Source organism: Marinobacter oulmenensis (genome assembly GCF_014201735.1).
Classification (GTDB): Bacteria; Pseudomonadota; Gammaproteobacteria; order Pseudomonadales; family Oleiphilaceae; genus Marinobacter; species Marinobacter oulmenensis.
This window is the reverse complement of sequence record NZ_JACHFE010000002.1, coordinates 130,162-147,882: the sequence shown is the minus strand read 5'-3', so window position 1 is coordinate 147,882 and position 17,721 is coordinate 130,162. Positions and strand designations below refer to the sequence as shown.

19 protein-coding genes are annotated in these 17,721 nt (G+C 54.7%); 4 read left to right on the top strand and 15 right to left on the bottom strand.

Translation table 11 applies throughout. The features are described 5' to 3' along the window. Window positions 1-217: 217 nt before the first annotated feature. The 8 genes from HNR38_RS17335 to HNR38_RS03880 form a co-directional block, all read right to left on the bottom strand. The gene (locus HNR38_RS17335; RefSeq protein ID WP_343068226.1) at window positions 218-454 is read right to left on the bottom strand and encodes a group II intron maturase-specific domain-containing protein; all 237 of its coding nucleotides are present in this window, start codon (window positions 452-454) and stop codon (window positions 218-220) included. Between the two features lie 51 nt (window positions 455-505). Then, window positions 506-1,393, bottom strand: coding sequence for a group II intron reverse transcriptase/maturase (gene ltrA / locus HNR38_RS03910; protein WP_246362372.1), 888 nt, complete (start codon window positions 1,391-1,393; stop codon window positions 506-508). 536 nt (window positions 1,394-1,929) lie between these two features. Then, window positions 1,930-3,003, bottom strand: coding sequence for a ComEC/Rec2 family competence protein (locus tag HNR38_RS03905; protein ID WP_183700005.1), 1,074 nt, complete (start codon window positions 3,001-3,003; stop codon window positions 1,930-1,932). Window positions 3,004-3,006: 3 nt separating this feature from the next. Continuing rightward, a complete protein-coding gene (locus HNR38_RS03900; protein WP_183700003.1) occupies window positions 3,007-3,501 on the bottom strand; it encodes a hypothetical protein in 495 nt (164 codons plus the stop codon). A gap of 88 nt (window positions 3,502-3,589) precedes the next feature. Continuing rightward, entirely contained in the window at window positions 3,590-4,339 is a 750-nt protein-coding gene (locus HNR38_RS03895) for a hypothetical protein (RefSeq protein WP_183700001.1), read from the bottom strand. Then, window positions 4,339-4,575 carry a hypothetical protein gene (locus tag HNR38_RS03890; protein ID WP_183699999.1) on the bottom strand — a complete coding sequence of 79 codons (237 nt, stop codon included), beginning with the start codon at window positions 4,573-4,575 and terminating at the stop codon, window positions 4,339-4,341. Before HNR38_RS03890 ends, HNR38_RS03895 begins: the two co-directional genes overlap by 1 nt. A gap of 94 nt (window positions 4,576-4,669) precedes the next feature. Next, complete coding sequence (locus tag HNR38_RS03885) at window positions 4,670-5,041, bottom strand: hypothetical protein (protein WP_183699997.1); 372 nt, start codon at window positions 5,039-5,041, stop codon at window positions 4,670-4,672. A gap of 504 nt (window positions 5,042-5,545) precedes the next feature. Then, a complete protein-coding gene (locus HNR38_RS03880; RefSeq protein WP_183699995.1) occupies window positions 5,546-5,980 on the bottom strand; it encodes a hypothetical protein in 435 nt (144 codons plus the stop codon). 456 nt (window positions 5,981-6,436) lie between these two features. Between HNR38_RS03880 and HNR38_RS03875 the strand changes: the two genes are divergently transcribed. Continuing rightward, window positions 6,437-7,390 carry an IS110 family RNA-guided transposase gene (locus tag HNR38_RS03875; protein ID WP_221275665.1) on the top strand — a complete coding sequence of 318 codons (954 nt, stop codon included), beginning with the start codon at window positions 6,437-6,439 and terminating at the stop codon, window positions 7,388-7,390. 47 nt (window positions 7,391-7,437) lie between these two features. Here HNR38_RS03875 and HNR38_RS03870 read toward each other — a convergent pair whose 3' ends face one another. From HNR38_RS03870 to HNR38_RS03845, 6 genes are all read right to left on the bottom strand, one after another. Then, window positions 7,438-7,902, bottom strand: coding sequence for a hypothetical protein (locus tag HNR38_RS03870; RefSeq protein ID WP_183699993.1), 465 nt, complete (start codon window positions 7,900-7,902; stop codon window positions 7,438-7,440). Window positions 7,903-7,905: 3 nt separating this feature from the next. Continuing rightward, window positions 7,906-8,163 carry a hypothetical protein gene (locus tag HNR38_RS03865; RefSeq protein ID WP_183699991.1) on the bottom strand — a complete coding sequence of 86 codons (258 nt, stop codon included), beginning with the start codon at window positions 8,161-8,163 and terminating at the stop codon, window positions 7,906-7,908. A gap of 364 nt (window positions 8,164-8,527) precedes the next feature. After that, window positions 8,528-9,175 carry a LysE family translocator gene (locus HNR38_RS03860; RefSeq protein WP_183699989.1) on the bottom strand — a complete coding sequence of 216 codons (648 nt, stop codon included), beginning with the start codon at window positions 9,173-9,175 and terminating at the stop codon, window positions 8,528-8,530. A gap of 77 nt (window positions 9,176-9,252) precedes the next feature. Continuing rightward, a complete protein-coding gene (locus HNR38_RS03855; protein WP_183699987.1) occupies window positions 9,253-12,372 on the bottom strand; it encodes an efflux RND transporter permease subunit in 3,120 nt (1,039 codons plus the stop codon). Further along, window positions 12,369-13,583 (bottom strand): efflux RND transporter periplasmic adaptor subunit, encoded by a 1,215-nt coding sequence (locus HNR38_RS03850; protein WP_183699985.1) that lies wholly within the window; start codon window positions 13,581-13,583, stop codon window positions 12,369-12,371. Before HNR38_RS03850 ends, HNR38_RS03855 begins: the two co-directional genes overlap by 4 nt. Beyond that, window positions 13,580-14,995 (bottom strand): efflux transporter outer membrane subunit, encoded by a 1,416-nt coding sequence (locus HNR38_RS03845; protein WP_183699983.1) that lies wholly within the window; start codon window positions 14,993-14,995, stop codon window positions 13,580-13,582. The genes HNR38_RS03850 and HNR38_RS03845 overlap by 4 nt, the downstream gene beginning before the upstream one ends. A gap of 271 nt (window positions 14,996-15,266) precedes the next feature. Here HNR38_RS03845 and HNR38_RS03840 point away from each other — a divergent pair, with 271 nt between their 5' ends. The 3 genes from HNR38_RS03840 to HNR38_RS03830 all read left to right on the top strand — a co-directional run bounded on the left by HNR38_RS03840 (window position 15,267) and on the right by HNR38_RS03830 (window position 16,685). Continuing rightward, window positions 15,267-15,596 carry a DMT family transporter gene (locus HNR38_RS03840; protein ID WP_183699981.1) on the top strand — a complete coding sequence of 110 codons (330 nt, stop codon included), beginning with the start codon at window positions 15,267-15,269 and terminating at the stop codon, window positions 15,594-15,596. A 6-nt stretch (window positions 15,597-15,602) separates the two neighbouring features. Then, window positions 15,603-16,097 (top strand): GNAT family N-acetyltransferase, encoded by a 495-nt coding sequence (locus HNR38_RS03835; protein WP_183699979.1) that lies wholly within the window; start codon window positions 15,603-15,605, stop codon window positions 16,095-16,097. A gap of 183 nt (window positions 16,098-16,280) precedes the next feature. Then, window positions 16,281-16,685 carry a bacteriohemerythrin gene (locus HNR38_RS03830; RefSeq protein ID WP_183699977.1) on the top strand — a complete coding sequence of 135 codons (405 nt, stop codon included), beginning with the start codon at window positions 16,281-16,283 and terminating at the stop codon, window positions 16,683-16,685. Here the strand turns inward: HNR38_RS03830 and HNR38_RS03825 are convergent. Beyond that, window positions 16,678-17,682 carry a tRNA dihydrouridine synthase gene (locus HNR38_RS03825; protein ID WP_183699975.1) on the bottom strand — a complete coding sequence of 335 codons (1,005 nt, stop codon included), beginning with the start codon at window positions 17,680-17,682 and terminating at the stop codon, window positions 16,678-16,680. The genes HNR38_RS03830 and HNR38_RS03825 overlap by 8 nt on opposite strands. Window positions 17,683-17,721 lie beyond the last annotated feature (39 nt).

Here is a 17,721-nt window from a genome sequence, read left to right as displayed (position 1 = left end):
CCCCTCCTCCCACATCACCGGGCATACGGATCACGTACCACGGCGATTCAGTGACTTGATTCAACCCTTTACCGTACTGCCAGTTCGGGCAGTCCATGGCTCCAGAATAATCGGGCCGGGAGTGCCTGCGCCAGCGCCGGTGATCGACTCAGACGCCACGGGCCATGGGCCGATTTCGCGGTGTTCCAGGCCAACCTGACCGAGACACCCCGCTTTCTCAGCTCACGATACCCCTTCTACCCCATTGCTTCCAGACGTAACATCGCATTCTCCGCCGTATCCACTTGTCCAGGTCCCGCAGCGGGCTCAGTACTTCGGCTGCGTCGAAGTATGCTTTCCAACCAAGCAGGGTCTCTTTCAGGTCTGCGATCACCCGGGCCAGTGAGTGGCCCCGTGTTCGGCGGCTCAGTTTCCGGATCTGGGTTTTCAGCTTGTCGAGGGCCTTGTCGGCCACTTTCAGTCGCTGCCCCTTCCGGCTGAGGGTGAAGCCCAGGAAGCTGCGCTTCTAGGGCCGGTCCACCGCGCTCTTTCGTGTATTCACTGTGAGCCTCAGCGAGTCCTCGATAAAGCGCGTCAGACTCACCATCACCCGCTCACCAGCACGGCGACTGCCAACATAGATCTGGCAGTCATCCGCGTAGCGGGCGAAGCGCAGGTTGCGCCGTTCCAGCTCCCAATCCAGTTCATCCAGCACCACGTTGGCCAACACCGGGGACAGTGGGCCGCCTTGCGGCACGCCCTCGGGTGTCGGAGCTTTGCGGTCGTCGATCTGGACACCCGCCTTCAGGTACCGGTTGATCAGCCTGAGCAGCGGGTTGTCCGGCGTGTGCCGTTTCAGCCGTGCCATCAGGCGGTCGTGATTTACCCGGTCAAAGAAAGCTTCCAGGTCCAGATCTACCACCCAGTTACGGCCTTCCCGGGCGCAGTGTTGTCCGTATCGGACCGCTTGATGCGCAGAGCGTCCCGGGCGGAAGCCATAGCTGTGGGGGTGGAAGCGGGGTTCCCAGTCCTGCTGGATAACCTGCGCAACCGCCTGCTGGATAAAGCGATCCAGCACTGTCGGGATGCCCAGAGGGCGGGAACCGCCATTGGCTTTGGGGATGGTGACCCGCCGAACCGGTTTCGGTCGGTAGGTCTGCTGGAGCAGTTGCTGCCGAATCTCCGGCCAGTGTTGGCGTAGGTAATCCGGCAGTTCATCCACGGTCATGCCGTCGATGCCCGGCGCTCCCTTGTTACGTCGAACCTGTTTCAGGGCGCGATTGAGGTTGTCCCTGCTCAATACGCGCGCCATCCACGGTGTGGGTTGAACGGAGTGCGAGTTTTCCCGCTTTCCGGAATCGGGTTCATCCCCTGGTCTGGCCAGGGGCAGCGCTAGCTGCTTTGCGGATGCCATCCCGTTTCCCTGCACGGATGCTCGACTCCTGTCTCTGTTCGGGCCTTTGGTTCACGGGCGAACCTACTATGCCCTCGGCTGATTTCTACCACGCGATCAGAGGCGATTGCTCGTCTCTCAGTGGCTCCGTCCACACGCGGCAGACCTCCCGGGGTAAGACACAGAGCTTTCACGGCGTAGGCGCCCGATTTATAAAGCACATCCCGGTCGCAGAAGGAGGGCTTCGCGGTCACGTGCCCGCTCGCCCCGGATGTACCACACCTCGTATCGGGTTCCTGTTCGTCGCCCCGCCGCTTTGGATTGGGCTTCCTCCGGACCCCACCTCGCAATGACGCCCTTGCCCTTCTCCTAGCCTTCGGCTCTGCGAACACCTGGCAGGAGGACTTGCACCTCCCTAGTTCTGTGCCATGCCCGGCACACACGCAGAGTGCAGCGGCAGTTTGTGCAGTGGCGTTTTGTGCTAGCGTAGCGACAAGCACAAAAAGAGCCACGGAACAAACTGTCCGACTGGCACGTATTGTTAGGCATGAACGCAATCAATCTTCTTGGTCTTCAGGATATGGTATAGGAGTTACAGCCCCCCATCCTTCACGTTCAGGCGCATTGTGGCCAGTTCGTTTGTCACTTCCCTCAGTTGATATTACCTTCGCCCCCCTATGAATAAAGGCTCGGACAACTGACTTTCGTGGGTGGTCTTTATCTTCCTTTGCGGCGCTCACTATCGCAGTAAAGCTCTCCGATTCAGGCTGTTCGCCATGTTTAGTTCCGAGCCACCTATCCAACACTTCTGTCGAAACATTATGTCTTGAACCATGGTGAGGAACCTGCATTCGATCAATGCCAGGAAGTACCAACCCGACATTTGGAGCAAAATCAGCGGCTTCTTCTAATGCTGCTCTTCCAGCATCACCAGTAAGGAGTACTTTTTTATCACATAAGCAGGCATATTGTATTACGCTCATGTTGTTTTCAGGGCTTGTATCGTCCTCTGGAAAATACTCGTCACCCCACGCTGACTTAATGAAATTGATAGCTTTTTTAATGAGCTGTCCGGCAGCTTCAGCCAAGGTTTCTTCCTCTGCCTTTGTTGCTTCAGGAGTTTTCTCCGACTCAACAACAAGATCTAAGTATCTAGATTTAGATGGAGCCAAAATACTAAAATCTCCTACTTTCGCCCCCTGAAACGGCTCTGATATTTTTACCCCATGCTCCTTTGCGAGCTCTTCTAAAGCAGCCAAGTTTGGATATATCTCTTTTAACCTTTTCGAAAGATTATCTGTTGACGTGAAGCGGCTAAATCTATCAATTAGCTCATCAGCATATAACCAAGGACGCAACATCCATAATTCACCGATCTCGTATTCATCAAACAGTTTTCTAAGTCCACCAGCGTGATCTCCGTCTGGGTGCGTTACGATTACAGCATCTATATACTTGGGAGCTCCGTAATATTTGTTTATATGCGTCACCACCAAATCTCCAGTGGCTTGAAAACCTCCATCAGTCACATGAATTCTCGTAACTCCGTCAATTGAATATCTAAGAGGTATTGCATCTCCGCTCTTTTTGGACTCAACATCTAAAAAATCTATTTCGAAATAATCAGACATAACTTATTCCTTGTTTTTTAATCGATCAACGCGTTTATAGATGTAAGCTGTTTGCTTTCTATATGAGAAAGCAAACAGCATCAACAGACCTAAAATAGCGATTTCTGAAGAAATAAAGTTCAAGCACTGATAACGCTCAGACAGAATCTCAAAAACTTTTAAAAAAGAAAGAGATAAAAATAAAGAAAAGAAAGTTCTATACATATTATTGGCTTCTGAAAGAACTTCTATAAGTTTGTCTTTGCTTGATGCTTCGATATAATCTCTATATTCAGAAAATCTAACAAATTTAATCCATTTGAGGATCGGCTCAATTACTATAGAGCCTATTCTGCTAATCGCTAGCCCAATGAAATAATAAAGAAAAACACCTATGATAATATCTTCTTGGACAAAGTTGTATTTTGTTAATGATTTGGATATTGCAACAAAAACCACCCCTGGCAAGAGATAGTTGAAAATGTTGTATGAAGAAAGCTTTTCTAGCAGATCTTTCATCTTATTATCTCTTTCGATTCGCGGCTCACCTGAATGCCTAACGCATAGCGCACCCGCGCACTTTAGTGCGTCCGCGTGGCGCGTATTGTTAGGGTGAATGTAATATAAAGCTTAGCAGCCCGATGAGAGCCAATAATATCTTCAGAGTAACAGCTATAGACTCTTTCGCCGCCTTTCTTTGAGATATCTCGATGTTATTAATCGGCTTTACGCCTAACCTCATGAAGTCCTTTAAAAAATGCAATGTGCTTTTTGCCAGGAACCTAGAGAACCATTGATCAAATTTTGCCATCGGATAAGGCAATAAAAATGCAAAAGTAAACCCAACTAATGCCGCAATCAATTTACTTTCCATGAATTCATATCCTGGCATGACTAGCTGTTGAGCAACTTCGGGTCTCTGAATTTCCAACATAGTCATTGCTTGGTAGGCAATTGCGGGGAATATGACAGGTAAATATGGTTTCATTTTATTATAAGTTTCAAAGCTTTTCGGGCCGCTCGATATAGAGGCAAGAACAAAAAAAGCCATTAGAACAAACTCAGCATAATCCAGAAGGAAATTCTTGAACAACCCTACAGAGAGTAAAAGTGCACAAGCTGCGACAAGAGCCACATTTGAAAATATATTGACCCATTTAGTGGCATCAACAGCTTTCACAAAAGGCCAAATCGACTCCATTTTTTCTGAAATGATATAGAGCCACTTATATCGATCATATGTTTCTTCGTCTTTTTCTATATTATCCCTTTCATCAACAAGAACGCTGATCGTTCTGACATAATAGATTAGCAACCCAATAAAAGTACCGAGTATCGCTAGCAATACTGAAGCCACTAGTTATCATCCTCTGAAAAAAACTTTTCTAATTCTTCGGCCTCTTTATGCCTACCTTCTTCAATTTTTCGAGCTTCTCTTAGGCTCCAAATCGCCAACAAAGAATATAATACGATATAATTAAACCGTAATTCATTTCCAAGAAAATCAGTAAGGTATGGAACTAGAAAATAAATCAAAATGGCGGCAATAACCGTGCCTGTTATATGTGCTACTAGCGCTACTACTGATCCCATAATGTTTCGAATTCTCCCTAACGCCCGCCAACATGCGCGGCCACGAAATGAAGGCGAAGCCGCAATGCAGTAGGCGTCGCCGTGATTGGCCTGGTTATGGCTTTCGGGCACTAACATACCCCACAGCGTAACCGATTGGCCAAAGCAAAGACCCGATAAATACAGCGTAAACCGGAAAAACCGCAAAAATAAGAGCGGATGTAGATCCGCCAGTTTTGGTGCCGCCCCAGTCAAAAAACCACGCGAGATGATAAGCCAAACTAAAGCCCGAGCTGCCTAAGAGATAGGCATATGCACCATAGCAGTTAGGCTTACTGCCTTTAGATAACCCATGATTCAGCAACGGATATGAAAGGAATACAGGCCCGGCAGTCCAGATAATCATAGGGTTGAAAACAACGCCGGACAATATATACAGAGCTAGCGTAATAGTTAATAAAATCAAAAATATACGCTTCTTTTGCACCGTAGCTCCTTTACCCATAACGCTGAAATTTGCGGCAGTTTTGGAGCGGCGAAGCTGCGGAAAAACTGTCCGGCAACATTGACTGGTTAAAAAGGGCAGACTTCATCCCGGATGCGGATTTCCACCTCTGATACAGCTATCGGCTTCATAGTCATACCTGCCCAGAGTCCAGGCACCGATCTATTTCCACTTGCTGATTGATCCACGGACCAGCAACCGCCACTAAGACACCGATAACGACTAGGAGCGCTGGAAAGAACAGCAATAACTTGGCTTCCCGGCTGAAATGGTCACTCATTTTTAGCATGTAGTACCCAAAGCTCTGGCCCGTTCAATCTGCCCCGCTAAAGAAACCTACAGGCGGAAGGATTCCTTTTACCAGGAACCACCTGTGTTGCTCATGATTTTTAACGCCGCCAGCATGCGCGGCTACGAAATGGAGGCGAAGCCGCAATGTAGTAGGCGTCGCCGTGCCTGGCCTGGTTAGGCTTTAGTGGCTTCATCTTAACGCCCGCCTTTCAAGAATTCACCTGTTCTTGTGAGGCGCTCAATCTGTAATTTTGCCCTTTTGAACTCTTTCGTGTACGTTTCCGGCCAATTTGATAGTAACTCCTTCCAAGGGCCTTTTCTCAACTTCTTATCGTCGTGAAAGTAGTACTCATGGGCAATGATATTTCTTAGCCTTTGAATTGTCCTTATCGTCTTAAAGCAACCTTGAGACTTATACTTTTTCTCATATGGAATTTTTTCAAGGACAGTGATTTTTTCGTTGAATGACATACGCTCCACGACTAGCTCATGAAACGTATAGAATCTGTCATTCCGGGAAAAATACAGACCGATAGCGACGCCCATAAAGGCATCGAAGAAGGCGGCATCCTTGATGATACGACTCTTTACATCATCTCTATTCAGAACTTCCGACAACATATGACTCATCTTTAAGCCTAACGAGGCTGTAGAAAAACTCTGGCCCCTATTTCTGATCCCGCTCCTACGTAAAATCTGGAAGTGTTTTCAATGATGAGTATTCCAGATTTTAAGAATCGGCCCTATTTTTAGCTCATTTTTGGATCAATTTCGACTCGAAACAGGTCTTCAACCTTTTTCTACAGCCTCAACGCTTGCAGCATGCGCGCCCTTGAAATGCAGCCGAAGGCGCAATGTAAAGGGCGTCGCCGTGCCTGCACTTGTATGGATAATTTCTTCCGTGTTTGGGTAAATTGAGGCCCACCCCCAGTGGCCGCTGGGGGCCTTCATGCAGCAGCTCGATGCATGGCCGGCTCCTCTTCCGAGAGACCGATAACAAGTGTGCAGCGCTGCATGACTCTCAAGCGATAACTCGAACAGTCATCGGGGCCTCGAGCCCGTATAGCAAGGCAGAGTCAGCTTATTATGAACAACACGGAAATCCAAACCCCAGTCAATGTCGGTGTCGATGTCGGTAAAGCCAATCTGGACATCGCCCTTCATCCCTCCGGGCAGTTCTACACCATCCCAAATACCGAAGCCCACATTCGTCGCTTCGTCCGAATCCTCAAAAACTACGAGATCGAACGCATTGTTGTCGAAGCGTCCGGACGACATGAACATGCCCTCGTTCAAGCCTGTGACAAAGCCGGTTTGCCAATCATTATCGTCAATCCCATCAGTGTAAGGCGCTACGCCCAGGCCATCGGCGTGCTCGCCAAAACCGACCGCATTGATGCCCAGGTCATCGCGCAATACGCCGCCACACTGAAACCTGAGTTCAAACCTATTCCAGACAAAACCTCTCAGAAGATTAAGGACTTACTGGTCCGTCGATCTCAGCTTCTGGAAATGTCCACCATGGAGAAAAACCGTCTCCAGATCCTGCCGAAATCCCTTCACCGGTCCATCAAAAGCCTGCTTCGAATGCTCCAGAACCAGATTGAAACGGTCACCCGGCAGATTGAGCAGGAGGTGGCCAAGGTGGATCAGTGGCGTACCAAAATGGAGATCATGACCAGTGTGCCCGGTGTTGGGAAAGTGCTCGCCTACACCTTCCTGAGTGAACTACCGGAACTCGGTTCGCTGAACCGCAAGGAGATCGCGGCGCTTGTCGGCGTAGCTCCCATCAACCGAGACAGCGGCAAGCTCAATGGCAAACGAAGGATACGAGGTGGGCGCCACAGAGTCCGAACCGTCATGTTTATGGCCATGCTCTCATCGATCCAGTGCAATCCGGTGTTCAAACGCTTTTACGAACGCCTGAAAGCCCAGGGGAAGATCCCGAAAGTCGCCCTCATCGCCTGCATGAGGAAGATGATTGTGGTGCTCAATACCATGATCAAAAACCAGGAACCATGGCGGGGTGAAATGGCTTAATTTATGGAATTGACACCACAGTCACTTGTTATCTTTCACTGGAAAGCCTACGACTGCTGCCATTTTTTGTTAATTTTCTTAATGTTGTTATATGGTGAGGCTTCTCCAAAATCTTCCTCATATTCAGATATAATATCGCGAACAAGGTTTCTATACTCGGTTCGCCAATCTTTATCACTTATATAATCTTTTTCTATGCAATAGCATAGTCGGTCGAGCGCATTAAAATAACTTTCTTTAGTAGAATTAAAAAAGTCGCTCAGTATTTCTAAAGCCCCATCATCTAATGCTCCACTATGACTTGCTTCCCTAACCGATTTTGCCGCTTTATCAAACTCGAGCTTCCTCGAATTCATTTGAGTTTCTATCTCGAGAACAATTTTCAATGAATCCATTCGCTGATTCTCAACTCCTATCGCAATCTGCGAATTTATCTTTCTCAATTGGCTATATGCTATCCAGGCGCCGGCTGCAGCTATTATAAAAGTACCCACATCCATATTGAATGTCATTCGCTACTTCCTTTTTGCCTTGATCAGGATTGCTCTTGCTTTACTTGTGTTAATGATGGTCTTCTTTGCCGACTGGTCTTCCATTATGGCGGCCAGAGGAGCTGCATACTCATATTCTTCAGAGCTTAATTCATAATTACGCAAAATAGCGTCTTGCTTTTTCAAGACTTCATCAGCTGACAGATTTCTCCATTCAGTCTCATACTTGTCGGCCAAGTGCTCCCGCAACTCTTCTAGCGTAGTAATTTCAGTTTCTTTCATGACTTATTCCTTTTTTTAAAGATAACAGCTAATTCAACGACAAATGACGTCTATCCAGAACGCGCCTATCCCCGCGCCGATGTCAAAGCCAGTTGCCATTTTTCCCTCTATATCAGAAATGTATTGAACGTCTACACTAGCTCTCCCGCAGATAGACGTCAATTGTCGGGTTTGTCTCAGATCAGGCGTTCGCTTATTTACAGGCCAGAATCAAGAAAACGAATACTTTTCAATAACTTGGAAATTTCGGAAGGAGTTTTGCGACAGTTGTCGTCTATCTCCGGCTTTCAGGGTGGAATTCTTCCGCGCTAGGGCCTGGGACCTTGTGGTGGGGGCAATCAAATGGGGCGGCGTCAGTGGATTTTTATCTCGTCAATGCCGACTTAACAATCGTAAAGCCCACTATTCCAAGAATGGCACCGGTTAGCTTGTCGATGTAGTAAGCGGCTTTCGCAAACCTGCTCCGGGCTTTATTGGCAGACAGCATAAATATGATGGCGGCATCCCAGAGGAAGACCACAAGCGTCATCCATACGCCCAGTGCAATCTTGAATAGCAGGCCCACGTCGTTCGTCAGTACCACGGTGAACAGGCTCAGGTAGAACAGGAGGTTCTTGGGGTTAAGAATTCCTGACATAAAGCCGGTCATGAATTCTTTTATGAAGCTGGCGTTTCCGTATTGGGTTTGATCGTTTTCTACGGACAATTCCGCGTAAGCACTTCTCTTTGCTCGCAGAGCCTGAATGGCCAGAAACATGAGAAACAGGCCGCCGATAATCTTCAGGAAGATCATCAGAGGCACAGAACTGGCCAGTAAGGTTCCAACGCCAATCAGACACAAGGCAATGTACAAGGCGTTTGCGGTCGATATGCCAGCGGCCACGCCTATGGCCTTGCTTCGATCGTTCCTGATCGCACTTTTTACAACCAGAACAAAATCAGGGCCAGGGCTCAGCAAGGCTAAAAAGTGAGCCACTGCGACCGTTGAGAACAGGATCAGCGCGGTACTCATGGGGGACTCCGTAGCATCGAATGCCAGAGAGTCTGCCCCATGTCATTCCCCGGGTATTGAACAGAATTGACCTGGCCTTATCGGGCCCGCGCGAGTCTGCTTCTGCCCGGGCCGAACAACGCCTTGGCGTCTTCCAGCACCAGATACAGGCACGGTACCAGGAACAGAATCAGGGCCGTGGCGAAGACGATGCCAAAGCCCAGGGAGACTGCCATCGGGATCAGGTAGATCGCCTGCAGGGAGGTCTCGGAGATAATCGGTGCCAGCCCGCCAAAGGTGGTCAGGGTGGTCAGCACAATGGGGCGAAACCGGCGCAGCCCCGCTTCATAAATGGCCTGAGCGGGCTCGAGGCGGTGCCGCTGCCGGTTGGCGTAGGTCACCATGATCAGCGAGTCATTCACCACCACGCCGGAGAGCGCCACAATGCCCATGATGCTCACAAGGGACAGTTCCATGCCCAGAATCATGTGGCCGATAATCGCACCCACGGCGCCGAAGGGGATTGCGAGCATCACCACCAGTGGCTGCAGGTAACTGCCGAAAGCAATCGCCAGCAGGGCGTAGATCACGCCCATGGCCAGGCCAAAGCCGCCCCAGAGCGCACCGGTGGACTCGCGCATGTCGGCCTGGCTGCCCTGGAAGCTCCAGGTCAGGCCCGGGAAGTCGGCGCGGAGCTGGGGCAGTATCTCCGCCTGGATCACCTCCAGTACCTGCCGGGTCGCGGCTTTGGGTTCCACATCGGTGCCCACGGTGATAATCCGCCGGCCGTCCCGGCGACTGATGGAGCGGAAGGATTCGCCGATCGACAGGTCGGCGATGTCCATCAGCGGCACTTCCTGGCCATCGGGGGTCCGAATGATGAAGTTATCCAGAGAGTACAGGTCCTGCCGCTCTGATTCGGGCAGCCTCACCCGTATCTCGTTTTCATTGATGCCTCTCAACTGGCGCAGGGCAATGGCACCATAGTAGGCATCTCTCAACTGGCGGCCCACCTCGGCACCAGTCAACCCCAGGGCCCGGCCGTGGGCATTCAGGGAAATATCAAACTGGGGCTTGCCGGCGGTGTAGCTGTCATTGACGTTTCGGGTCTGGCTGATGCTCTGGAGCTCGTCGAAGAATCGCTGGCTGGCCCGGGCCAGTACGTCGATATCGGTATGACTGAGGTCCACGCTGATGTCATCACGCCAGCTTCCCGGCCCCTGCTCCGCCGAAAAGGTAATCTCATCCACGCCCTTGAAGTCGCCCAGTTCGTTGCGCCAGAGCTCAACGATCTCCGAGACCGCCAGGGAGCGCTCCTCCTCGGGCCTGAGCACCAGTTCCACATCAATCGACTGTTCACCCCGGACATTGGTTTTGATGCCCTCGACGTTGTCAGCCAGCTCGCTCTGATCAAGCAATCGCCGGGTATCCCGGGTTATCGCCATGGCTACTTCTCCGGCACGACGCGAGGTGGTGCCAACCGGTAGCTGGACATTGGCCTCTATTTCATCGGCGGGCGCCGAGGGCATCATGATCATGCCCATGTGATCGCTCATGGCATAGGCGCCACAGACCACCATGATGGTCATTGCCGCCGTCAGGGTGACGTAGCGGAAACGCAGGGACAAATCCAGCAGCGGCCGGTAGCCGTGGTCCACCACGGCCTGGAAACCGCGGGCAAAGATCCGTTGCAGTCCGTGCATCCACCGACCATAGATCGTCACGCTGCCACGCCCGCTATGGGCAAGGTGGGCCGGCAGGATGAACAACGCCTCAATCAGCGAGATCGCCAGCACCAGGATCACCACCACGCCCAGCGGCCACCAGAATTTACCCGTGGTACCGGGTACGAACAGCAGCGGCAGGAACGCAACAATATTGGTCAGAATGCTGAAAATGACCGGGCCGGCAATGTCCTGTGCCCCCTTGATGGCAGCCTGCATGAAGGTCATGCCCTGTTCCCGGTATTCGTAGATGTTCTCGCCCACCACTATGGCGTCATCCACCACGATGCCCAGCACCATCAGGAAGCCGAACATGGAAATCATGTTGATGCTTACATCCATGGCCGGAAGGAAAAACACACTGCCGACAAAGGAGATGGTCATCCCCATCATGATCCAGAAGGCCAGCCGGTACTCCAGGAACAGGCTGAGGATCACCAGTACAATGACCATCGCCATCACGCCGTTTTCCAGCAGCATATCCATGCGATCTTCAAAATGCTCCGCACGATTGCTGTCAATGCGGATACTGACGGCGTCGGGTAGCGTCACCTGCAATTCGTCCATGACCGCCTCGACGGATGCCGCGATCTCCAGCGGTGACTGGTCCCCGGTCCGGAAAATCTCGATTTCTACCGAAGGCTGACCATTGAAACGGGAATGGAAACCGCCTTCCTCGAAGCCATCCCGTACCGTGGCGATGTCGCCCAGGGTAATGACTCCGCCGGTCTCGGCGGTCAGGATGGCAATGCCCTCAAACGCGTCCGCCCACTGTTTGCGCTCTTTGAGCCGCAGCAGTATGTCGCCGTTGTCCGTGGCCATGGAGCCTGCCGGGATATCCTGGCTCGACTGCTCGATGCGGCTGGCCACCTCGGACAGTGTCAGGTTGTATTTGCGCAAGGTATCCCGGGGAATCTCGATACTGGTCATGTAGGCCGGAACATCGCTGATTTCCGCCTGGGTGATGGCGTTTTCTGTCAGCAGCCGGTTACGGACCTGCTCGCCAAGCTGGCGCAGGGTCCAGGTGTCCACGTCACCGTATAGCACCAGTTCCAGCACATCGCGGGTCGGAGTCACCAGGCGGACTTCCGGCTCCTCCGCCTGCTCGGGAAACGTACGTACCCGGTCCACCGCCTGTTCGATATCCTGCAGGGCCTGCATGCGGTTAGTGCCGGCTACCAGTTCCAGCTGGATGGTGCCGCTGCCTTCCCGGGCCGTTGACGACATTTCCTCGATACTCTGGATGCCCTGAACGGCTTCTTCCACCGGCAGCAGAATGCCTTTCTCCACCTCAGAGGGAGAGGCCCCCGGATAACTGACACTAACCTGGACGATATCCAGCTCAAATTCCGGGAACACCTCTTTCTGCACGTGCAGCGCCATCCAGAGGCCGCCGGTGAGCAGCAGGATCATCATCAGGTTCGCCGCAATGGAGTTGCGGGCCATCCACTCGATCGGCCCGACCCAACCCTGGCGTTTGGGCGTATCGCTCATTGCGGGTCTCCCTCCAGCCGCAGCCTGGCGCCGCTGACCACGGAGGCCAGATCGCTGGTAATCACCTGTTCGCCGCTTTCAAGGCCGGAGCCGATGTAGGCATAGGTCTCATCCCGGAAAACAATCTCCGGCTGACGGATTGCGAGCTTGCCGTCCGCCATCACCCAGACGGTGTCATCGCGGCGAATCCGGTCGCGCCTGACCCGGATCACCTCGTCCAGTTCGCGGCCCTGAATCTTCGCTTCGACAATGGTCCCGAGGATCAGCGGTGGCTGGCCCTGGGCCTGATCCAGCGCCAGGGGATCGGTCACCGTTATCAGCACCCGGGCCATGCGGGCATTGCCATCCAGCTCGCCCACCAGTTGCGTCAGGTTCCCCTGCCGGGTTTCATCGTCACGCCAAACGCCCTGCTGATGCAGTGACACAGGCGCACCACGCTCTCCCTGGCTGTCACTGAAGTTCAGCCAGCGCAGCCTGGCCAGCGGCACGGTGGCATCCACCCAGTACTCATCGGTGGCCACCAACCGGCCCAGTTCGGAGCCTGCACTCACTTCCGAGCCGGTCGCTACCTGCCGGTCCAGCACCTGAGCCGGGAAGGGAGCGCGCACACGGGTGCGCTCAAGGTCGAGCTCCGCCTGCCTGAGGGAGGCACGGGCGGCCGCGACACTGGCCCGGGCCTGTTCCAGCTGGGGCTTTCTCAGTACCAGCGCCTCATTGACCGAACTCACCTCTTCGCCCAGCAACTCGAATTCCTGCCGGGCGACAGACTGCTGCCCCTTTTCCAGTTCCAGTTCCGCCAGCGCCTGCTGAAAATCCGCCTGGCGCTGTGCCAGCACCGCCTCATAATCTGCGGGATCGATCCGCAGCAGCGGTTCGCCCTGCCCGACCCGGCGGCCCGGGTTGAATGACGGGTTCAGGCTGATTACCTGTCCACTGACTCTGGCGCTCAGGGTGACCTCGCGGGCCGGCACAACCTGTCCCATCACCGTAATTGTGGGGTGGTAGCTGCCCCGTTTGACGGTCTCCACATCCACCAGCATGGCCATTTCCCGCGCGCCGTCCTTGCGGGTGGCCTGGGGTTCGGTGCTGAAAATCAGCCAGATGATGCCGATGCCGGCCAGCACGATCAGTACCGTGACAAACGCCGTTTTCAGAAGGCCGGCCCTGCCGCGTTCCGGCCGGGCAGCGTTGTCATCAATGGAATGGCTCATGCCTCGTCGTTCTCCGTGGTAGGGGTCGGTCTTTCACTCTCCGTGCCGGGGACCTCAAGACCTCCGGCCAGGGCACGATACAGGGACACCCGGTAACCCAGCAGTTGCTGTCGGGTGCTGAGCTGCTCCCGGCGAAGGTCCTGCTGATCCTGCAATGCGTTAAGGACTTCGATGTAACTGACGGCGCCATTGAGATACTGGGTTCTCAACTGCCGGTAGCTGGCTTCGGCCAGGCGGATCTGCTGCGCCAGGCTTGCCAGTGTCCGCTTCTGTTGTTGCTCCCGGGCCAGCGCATCCTCGACCTCCTGGAGTGCCGTGAGCACGGTCTGACCGTACGACTGAACCCGCTGTTCCAGGACCGCCCGGGAACGGCGGACCTCGGCCCGGCGCTGGCCACCGTCAACCAGGGGCACGGTGAGATTGGCAGCGAGGGTCGCCAGCCAGTTATCGAACAGGTTGCTGACGTCCTCCGCGCTGTCGCGCAGGGAGGCATCCAGTGTCAGCCTCGGGAAACGGTTGGAAATCGCGGCAGCCAGGTCTTCATCGGCGGCCTGGACCTGGCGCCAGCCCTGCTCCACATCCGGGCGCCGGCGTACCAGTTCACCGGGAACACCGGTATCAGGCAGCGCTGGCAGTTCCGGAAGGGTGTCACTTACCGGCAGGCCGGCCTGCCCCGGAGAGCGTCCGAGCAGCACCGATAGCTGGTTTTCCAGAATGCGGATCTCCGCCCCGATGCTGTTGAGCCGATCACGGGACGATGCCACCAGCTGTCGCTGTCGCAGGACATCGGCGCTGCCACCCTGCCCGGCGGCGAAGCGGGCCTCAATCAGCGACAACAGGTTTTCATTGGTCTCCAGTTGTCGGCGGGCGAGCGCCTGCTGACCCTGCTGTTCCACAAGCTGGAACCAGGCATTGGCGATCTCTCCGGTGAGTGAGACAGCCGCAGCCTGATACTCCGCCCGGGTCGCCTGCACGCGGTACTCCTCCGCCTGCACCTGTGACTGGATTCTGCCCCACAGATCAACTTCATAACTCGCGCTCAGGCCCGCGCTGAAGGTATCACTGCCTGAGCTGTCCGTTTCCTGCCGCTCGGCCCCGGCGTTGCCATCGACTGACGGGAACAGCCCGGATGCCTGACTGTCGGCCGCTGCCCTGGCCTGGCGAAGCCGCTGGAAACTGGCCCGTAAATCCAGATTGTCGGTCAGGGCCCGGTCCATCAGTTGGTCCAGCCGGGGGTCTTCGAACGCTCGCCACCACCGGTTCTCCATCTGCACCTCCCCGCTTACGGAAAACTGACCGGGGAGCTCCACGGGTGGTTCGGGCACGGGTTTCTGGCCGGCACAGCCGGTCAGCCCCAGAGCCACGGCCAGTACAAGCAGCAGCGGGCGGGTTGTTTCAATGCGGTTGGACATGAAGTTCCTGTTCCGGACGAGGGGGCGGTATATTGCTCGGGACGGCCCTCATTCTGCACCAGCGCGAATGCTTTTCAAGCGCAAAAAGAGATCTTTACAGGATATTGACGCTCCGGGCCGATTCGCCCCTTCCCGAGTTTTCCCTGTGCAGAACAGCGGATTGCGTGGCCACACCGGCCCTGTACAATCAATGCTCCCGAGGCGGCCTGCTCGCGTTGCACCCCTCCCGACCCAATGACAACGGATTCCGATACGGAGCACCCTGTTAGCGATGAGCTGGATGTATCTGATGGTGGCGATCGTCGCCGAAGTCGTAGGCACTACCGCGCTCAAGGCCAGTGATGGGTTCACCCGACTGGGGCCAACCCTTATGGTCATTGTCGGTTACGCCGTGGCATTCTACTTTCTGTCGCTGGCCATCCGGGTCATTCCGGTTGGCCTGGCCTACGCCGCTTGGGCCGGCCTTGGGATTGTTCTGATATCCCTGATAGGCTGGCTGGCCATGGGTCAAAGGCTGGATTTTCCCGCGATTGCCGGTATGCTGCTCATTGTAGCCGGTGTATTGGTTATCAATCTGTTTTCCAACACGAGTGCACACTGATTGCCCATGAACCCGGAAAGCTCTATCCACATTCGCAGGTATCGGATACAGGATCTCAGCCCACTGGTCCGACTGTTCACGGAATCCGTCCATCAGCTCGCAGCCACGGCTTACGATGAAACCCAGCGCTTTGCCTGGGCTTCACGAACGCCGCACCTGGATACCTGGCGCCAGCGTCTGGATTCCCTGGAAACCCTGGTGGCCGAAGAAGGCTCTCACCTTGCCGGCTTTATTTCGTACGAGCCCGACGGCAATATTGACCTGGTGTTCACCGCTCCCAACTACGCCCGCCGGGGTGTGGCCTCGGCCCTTTACCGGGAGGCCGAGCAGGACCTGGCCGCCCGTGGGGTCTCGGAATTGCGTACCGAAGCCAGCGTGGTCGCGCGTCCTTTCTTTGAACGCCACGGTTTTGAAGTTGTCGACGAGCAACAGGTCACCCTCCGGGGGGCCATGTTCCTTCGCTATGCCATGCGCAAACAACTCGATACCGCCTCCCAGTAAAAGCTGATGGCCCGCCTTGCCGGGCCTTTGCTACCGCTCCTAGCCCCTTCCCTGGCCTGATATTGCAAAACTTTCCGTTGTTACCGGACAGCCCCGGTTGTCTTGACGTCCGTCAAGACCGTTGCGCGGCCCTGTTCATAGGATGGCTTGCAACAACACGCAAGGATTTCAGGAGAGGGACAGATGGCGTTCTGGCCGTGGAGCAAAGAACTGGAAGTAGGCATAGAAGAGATTGACCAGCAACACCGCTGGCTGGTCGAGCAAACCAACCAACTGCACGACGTCATGCAGGTGGGCGCGGATGAAGAAACCATCGGCGAGGTTCTGGATGCTCTGGTGGACTACACCATGAACCATTTTATTCTCGAGGAAGACCTGTTTAACCGCCTGGGGTATCCCGAGACAGAAGCACACAAAGCCGAGCACGATGCGTTCACGGCCAAGGTGATGAGCCTGCTGGAACGGCACGAAAGCGGCGAGCCGGCCGGTGCCCAGGCGCTCGATCTGCTCAAGGACTGGTTAAGCCATCACATCCTGAAAGTCGACAAGGCCTACGTGGAGCACTTCAAGGCCCACGGCATCAACTGACCACGTGCATCGGGGATGGCTCCGGACGCAACCGGGCCATCTCCTCCTTCCCTGCTATCTGCTCAAGACAGGCCATCATGGGAGCCACCTCCCGGATTTTCCGAGCTCTGGGCCACAGGGTTTCGGCCTCATGGTAGCCCTGGCGAAGATAGTTCAGCCACTGCTTGATCCGCCCCGTGACATAACGGTCTTCCAGACGATCCTGGAGCGCTCTCGCGTAGTCACCGACCAGAGCGACCACATCGTGCCAGGGCATTTCCGGGAGCGGCTCGCCCCTCTGTGACGCCTTGATACGAGCAGCCAGATCCGGGCGGGCAATGAGGCCGCGGCCGATCATGACATCGTCACAGCCAGACACCTCACGGCATCGCCAGTAATCCTCCACCGTCCAGATTTCACCGTTGGCCACCACCGGCGTCGATACCGCCTCGCGGACCCGGGCAATCTCCTCCCAGTAGGCGGGCGGACGGTAGCCGTCCACCTTGCTGCGGGCGTGAATAACAATCTCGGCCACACCGGCCTCCGCCAGCGCAACGCCGCAGTCGACGCCCATGGAACGATCGTCATAGCCCAGACGCATCTTGGCCGTCACCGGCACCTGTGCCGGCACCGCTTCACGCACCGCGCTGGCAATGGCATGCATCAATTCCGGTTCCCGCATCAGGACACAGCCGCCCTTGTGCTTGTTGACGGTCTTCGCCGGACAACCGAAATTGATGTCCACCTGCTCTGCCCCCAGTTCGACCGCCCGGGCGCCATGGCGACCCATCATCTCGGGATCGGAGCCCAGCAACTGAACGGATACAGGCGTGCCGGCACGGGTCAGGGCCCGGTTATGGAGCTCCGGGGCATAATTGTAGAAAACCCGCGGTGGCAACATGCCATGGGTTACCCGGACAAACTCGGTGACGCACCGGTCAATGCCACCGACATGGGTCAGCGTTTCCCTGATGGGCGCATCCACCAGCCCTTCCATCGGGGCAAGAATGATTCGCATGAAAACTCCGGGTGCACAGCAAGATAGGAATAAAGTCTG

Excerpts from the sequence above, each read along its gene's own strand:
- ltrA (WP_246362372.1), bottom strand. The coding sequence starts at position 1,393 with ATGGCATCCGCAAAGCAGCTAGCGCTGCCCCTGGCCAGACCAGGGGAT.
- HNR38_RS03905 (WP_183700005.1), bottom strand. The coding sequence starts at position 3,003 with ATGTCTGATTATTTCGAAATAGATTTTTTAGATGTTGAGTCCAAAAAG.
- HNR38_RS03900 (WP_183700003.1), bottom strand. The coding sequence starts at position 3,501 with ATGAAAGATCTGCTAGAAAAGCTTTCTTCATACAACATTTTCAACTAT.
- HNR38_RS03890 (WP_183699999.1), bottom strand. The coding sequence starts at position 4,575 with ATGGGATCAGTAGTAGCGCTAGTAGCACATATAACAGGCACGGTTATT.
- HNR38_RS03880 (WP_183699995.1), bottom strand. The coding sequence starts at position 5,980 with ATGAGTCATATGTTGTCGGAAGTTCTGAATAGAGATGATGTAAAGAGT.
- HNR38_RS03875 (WP_221275665.1), top strand. The coding sequence starts at position 6,437 with ATGAACAACACGGAAATCCAAACCCCAGTCAATGTCGGTGTCGATGTC.
- HNR38_RS03870 (WP_183699993.1), bottom strand. The coding sequence starts at position 7,902 with ATGACATTCAATATGGATGTGGGTACTTTTATAATAGCTGCAGCCGGC.
- HNR38_RS03865 (WP_183699991.1), bottom strand. The coding sequence starts at position 8,163 with ATGAAAGAAACTGAAATTACTACGCTAGAAGAGTTGCGGGAGCACTTG.
- HNR38_RS03860 (WP_183699989.1), bottom strand. The coding sequence starts at position 9,175 with ATGAGTACCGCGCTGATCCTGTTCTCAACGGTCGCAGTGGCTCACTTT.
- HNR38_RS03855 (WP_183699987.1), bottom strand. The coding sequence starts at position 12,372 with ATGAGCGATACGCCCAAACGCCAGGGTTGGGTCGGGCCGATCGAGTGG.
- HNR38_RS03850 (WP_183699985.1), bottom strand. The coding sequence starts at position 13,583 with ATGAGCCATTCCATTGATGACAACGCTGCCCGGCCGGAACGCGGCAGG.
- HNR38_RS03845 (WP_183699983.1), bottom strand. The coding sequence starts at position 14,995 with ATGTCCAACCGCATTGAAACAACCCGCCCGCTGCTGCTTGTACTGGCC.
- HNR38_RS03840 (WP_183699981.1), top strand. The coding sequence starts at position 15,267 with ATGAGCTGGATGTATCTGATGGTGGCGATCGTCGCCGAAGTCGTAGGC.
- HNR38_RS03835 (WP_183699979.1), top strand. The coding sequence starts at position 15,603 with ATGAACCCGGAAAGCTCTATCCACATTCGCAGGTATCGGATACAGGAT.
- HNR38_RS03830 (WP_183699977.1), top strand. The coding sequence starts at position 16,281 with ATGGCGTTCTGGCCGTGGAGCAAAGAACTGGAAGTAGGCATAGAAGAG.
- HNR38_RS03825 (WP_183699975.1), bottom strand. The coding sequence starts at position 17,682 with ATGCGAATCATTCTTGCCCCGATGGAAGGGCTGGTGGATGCGCCCATC.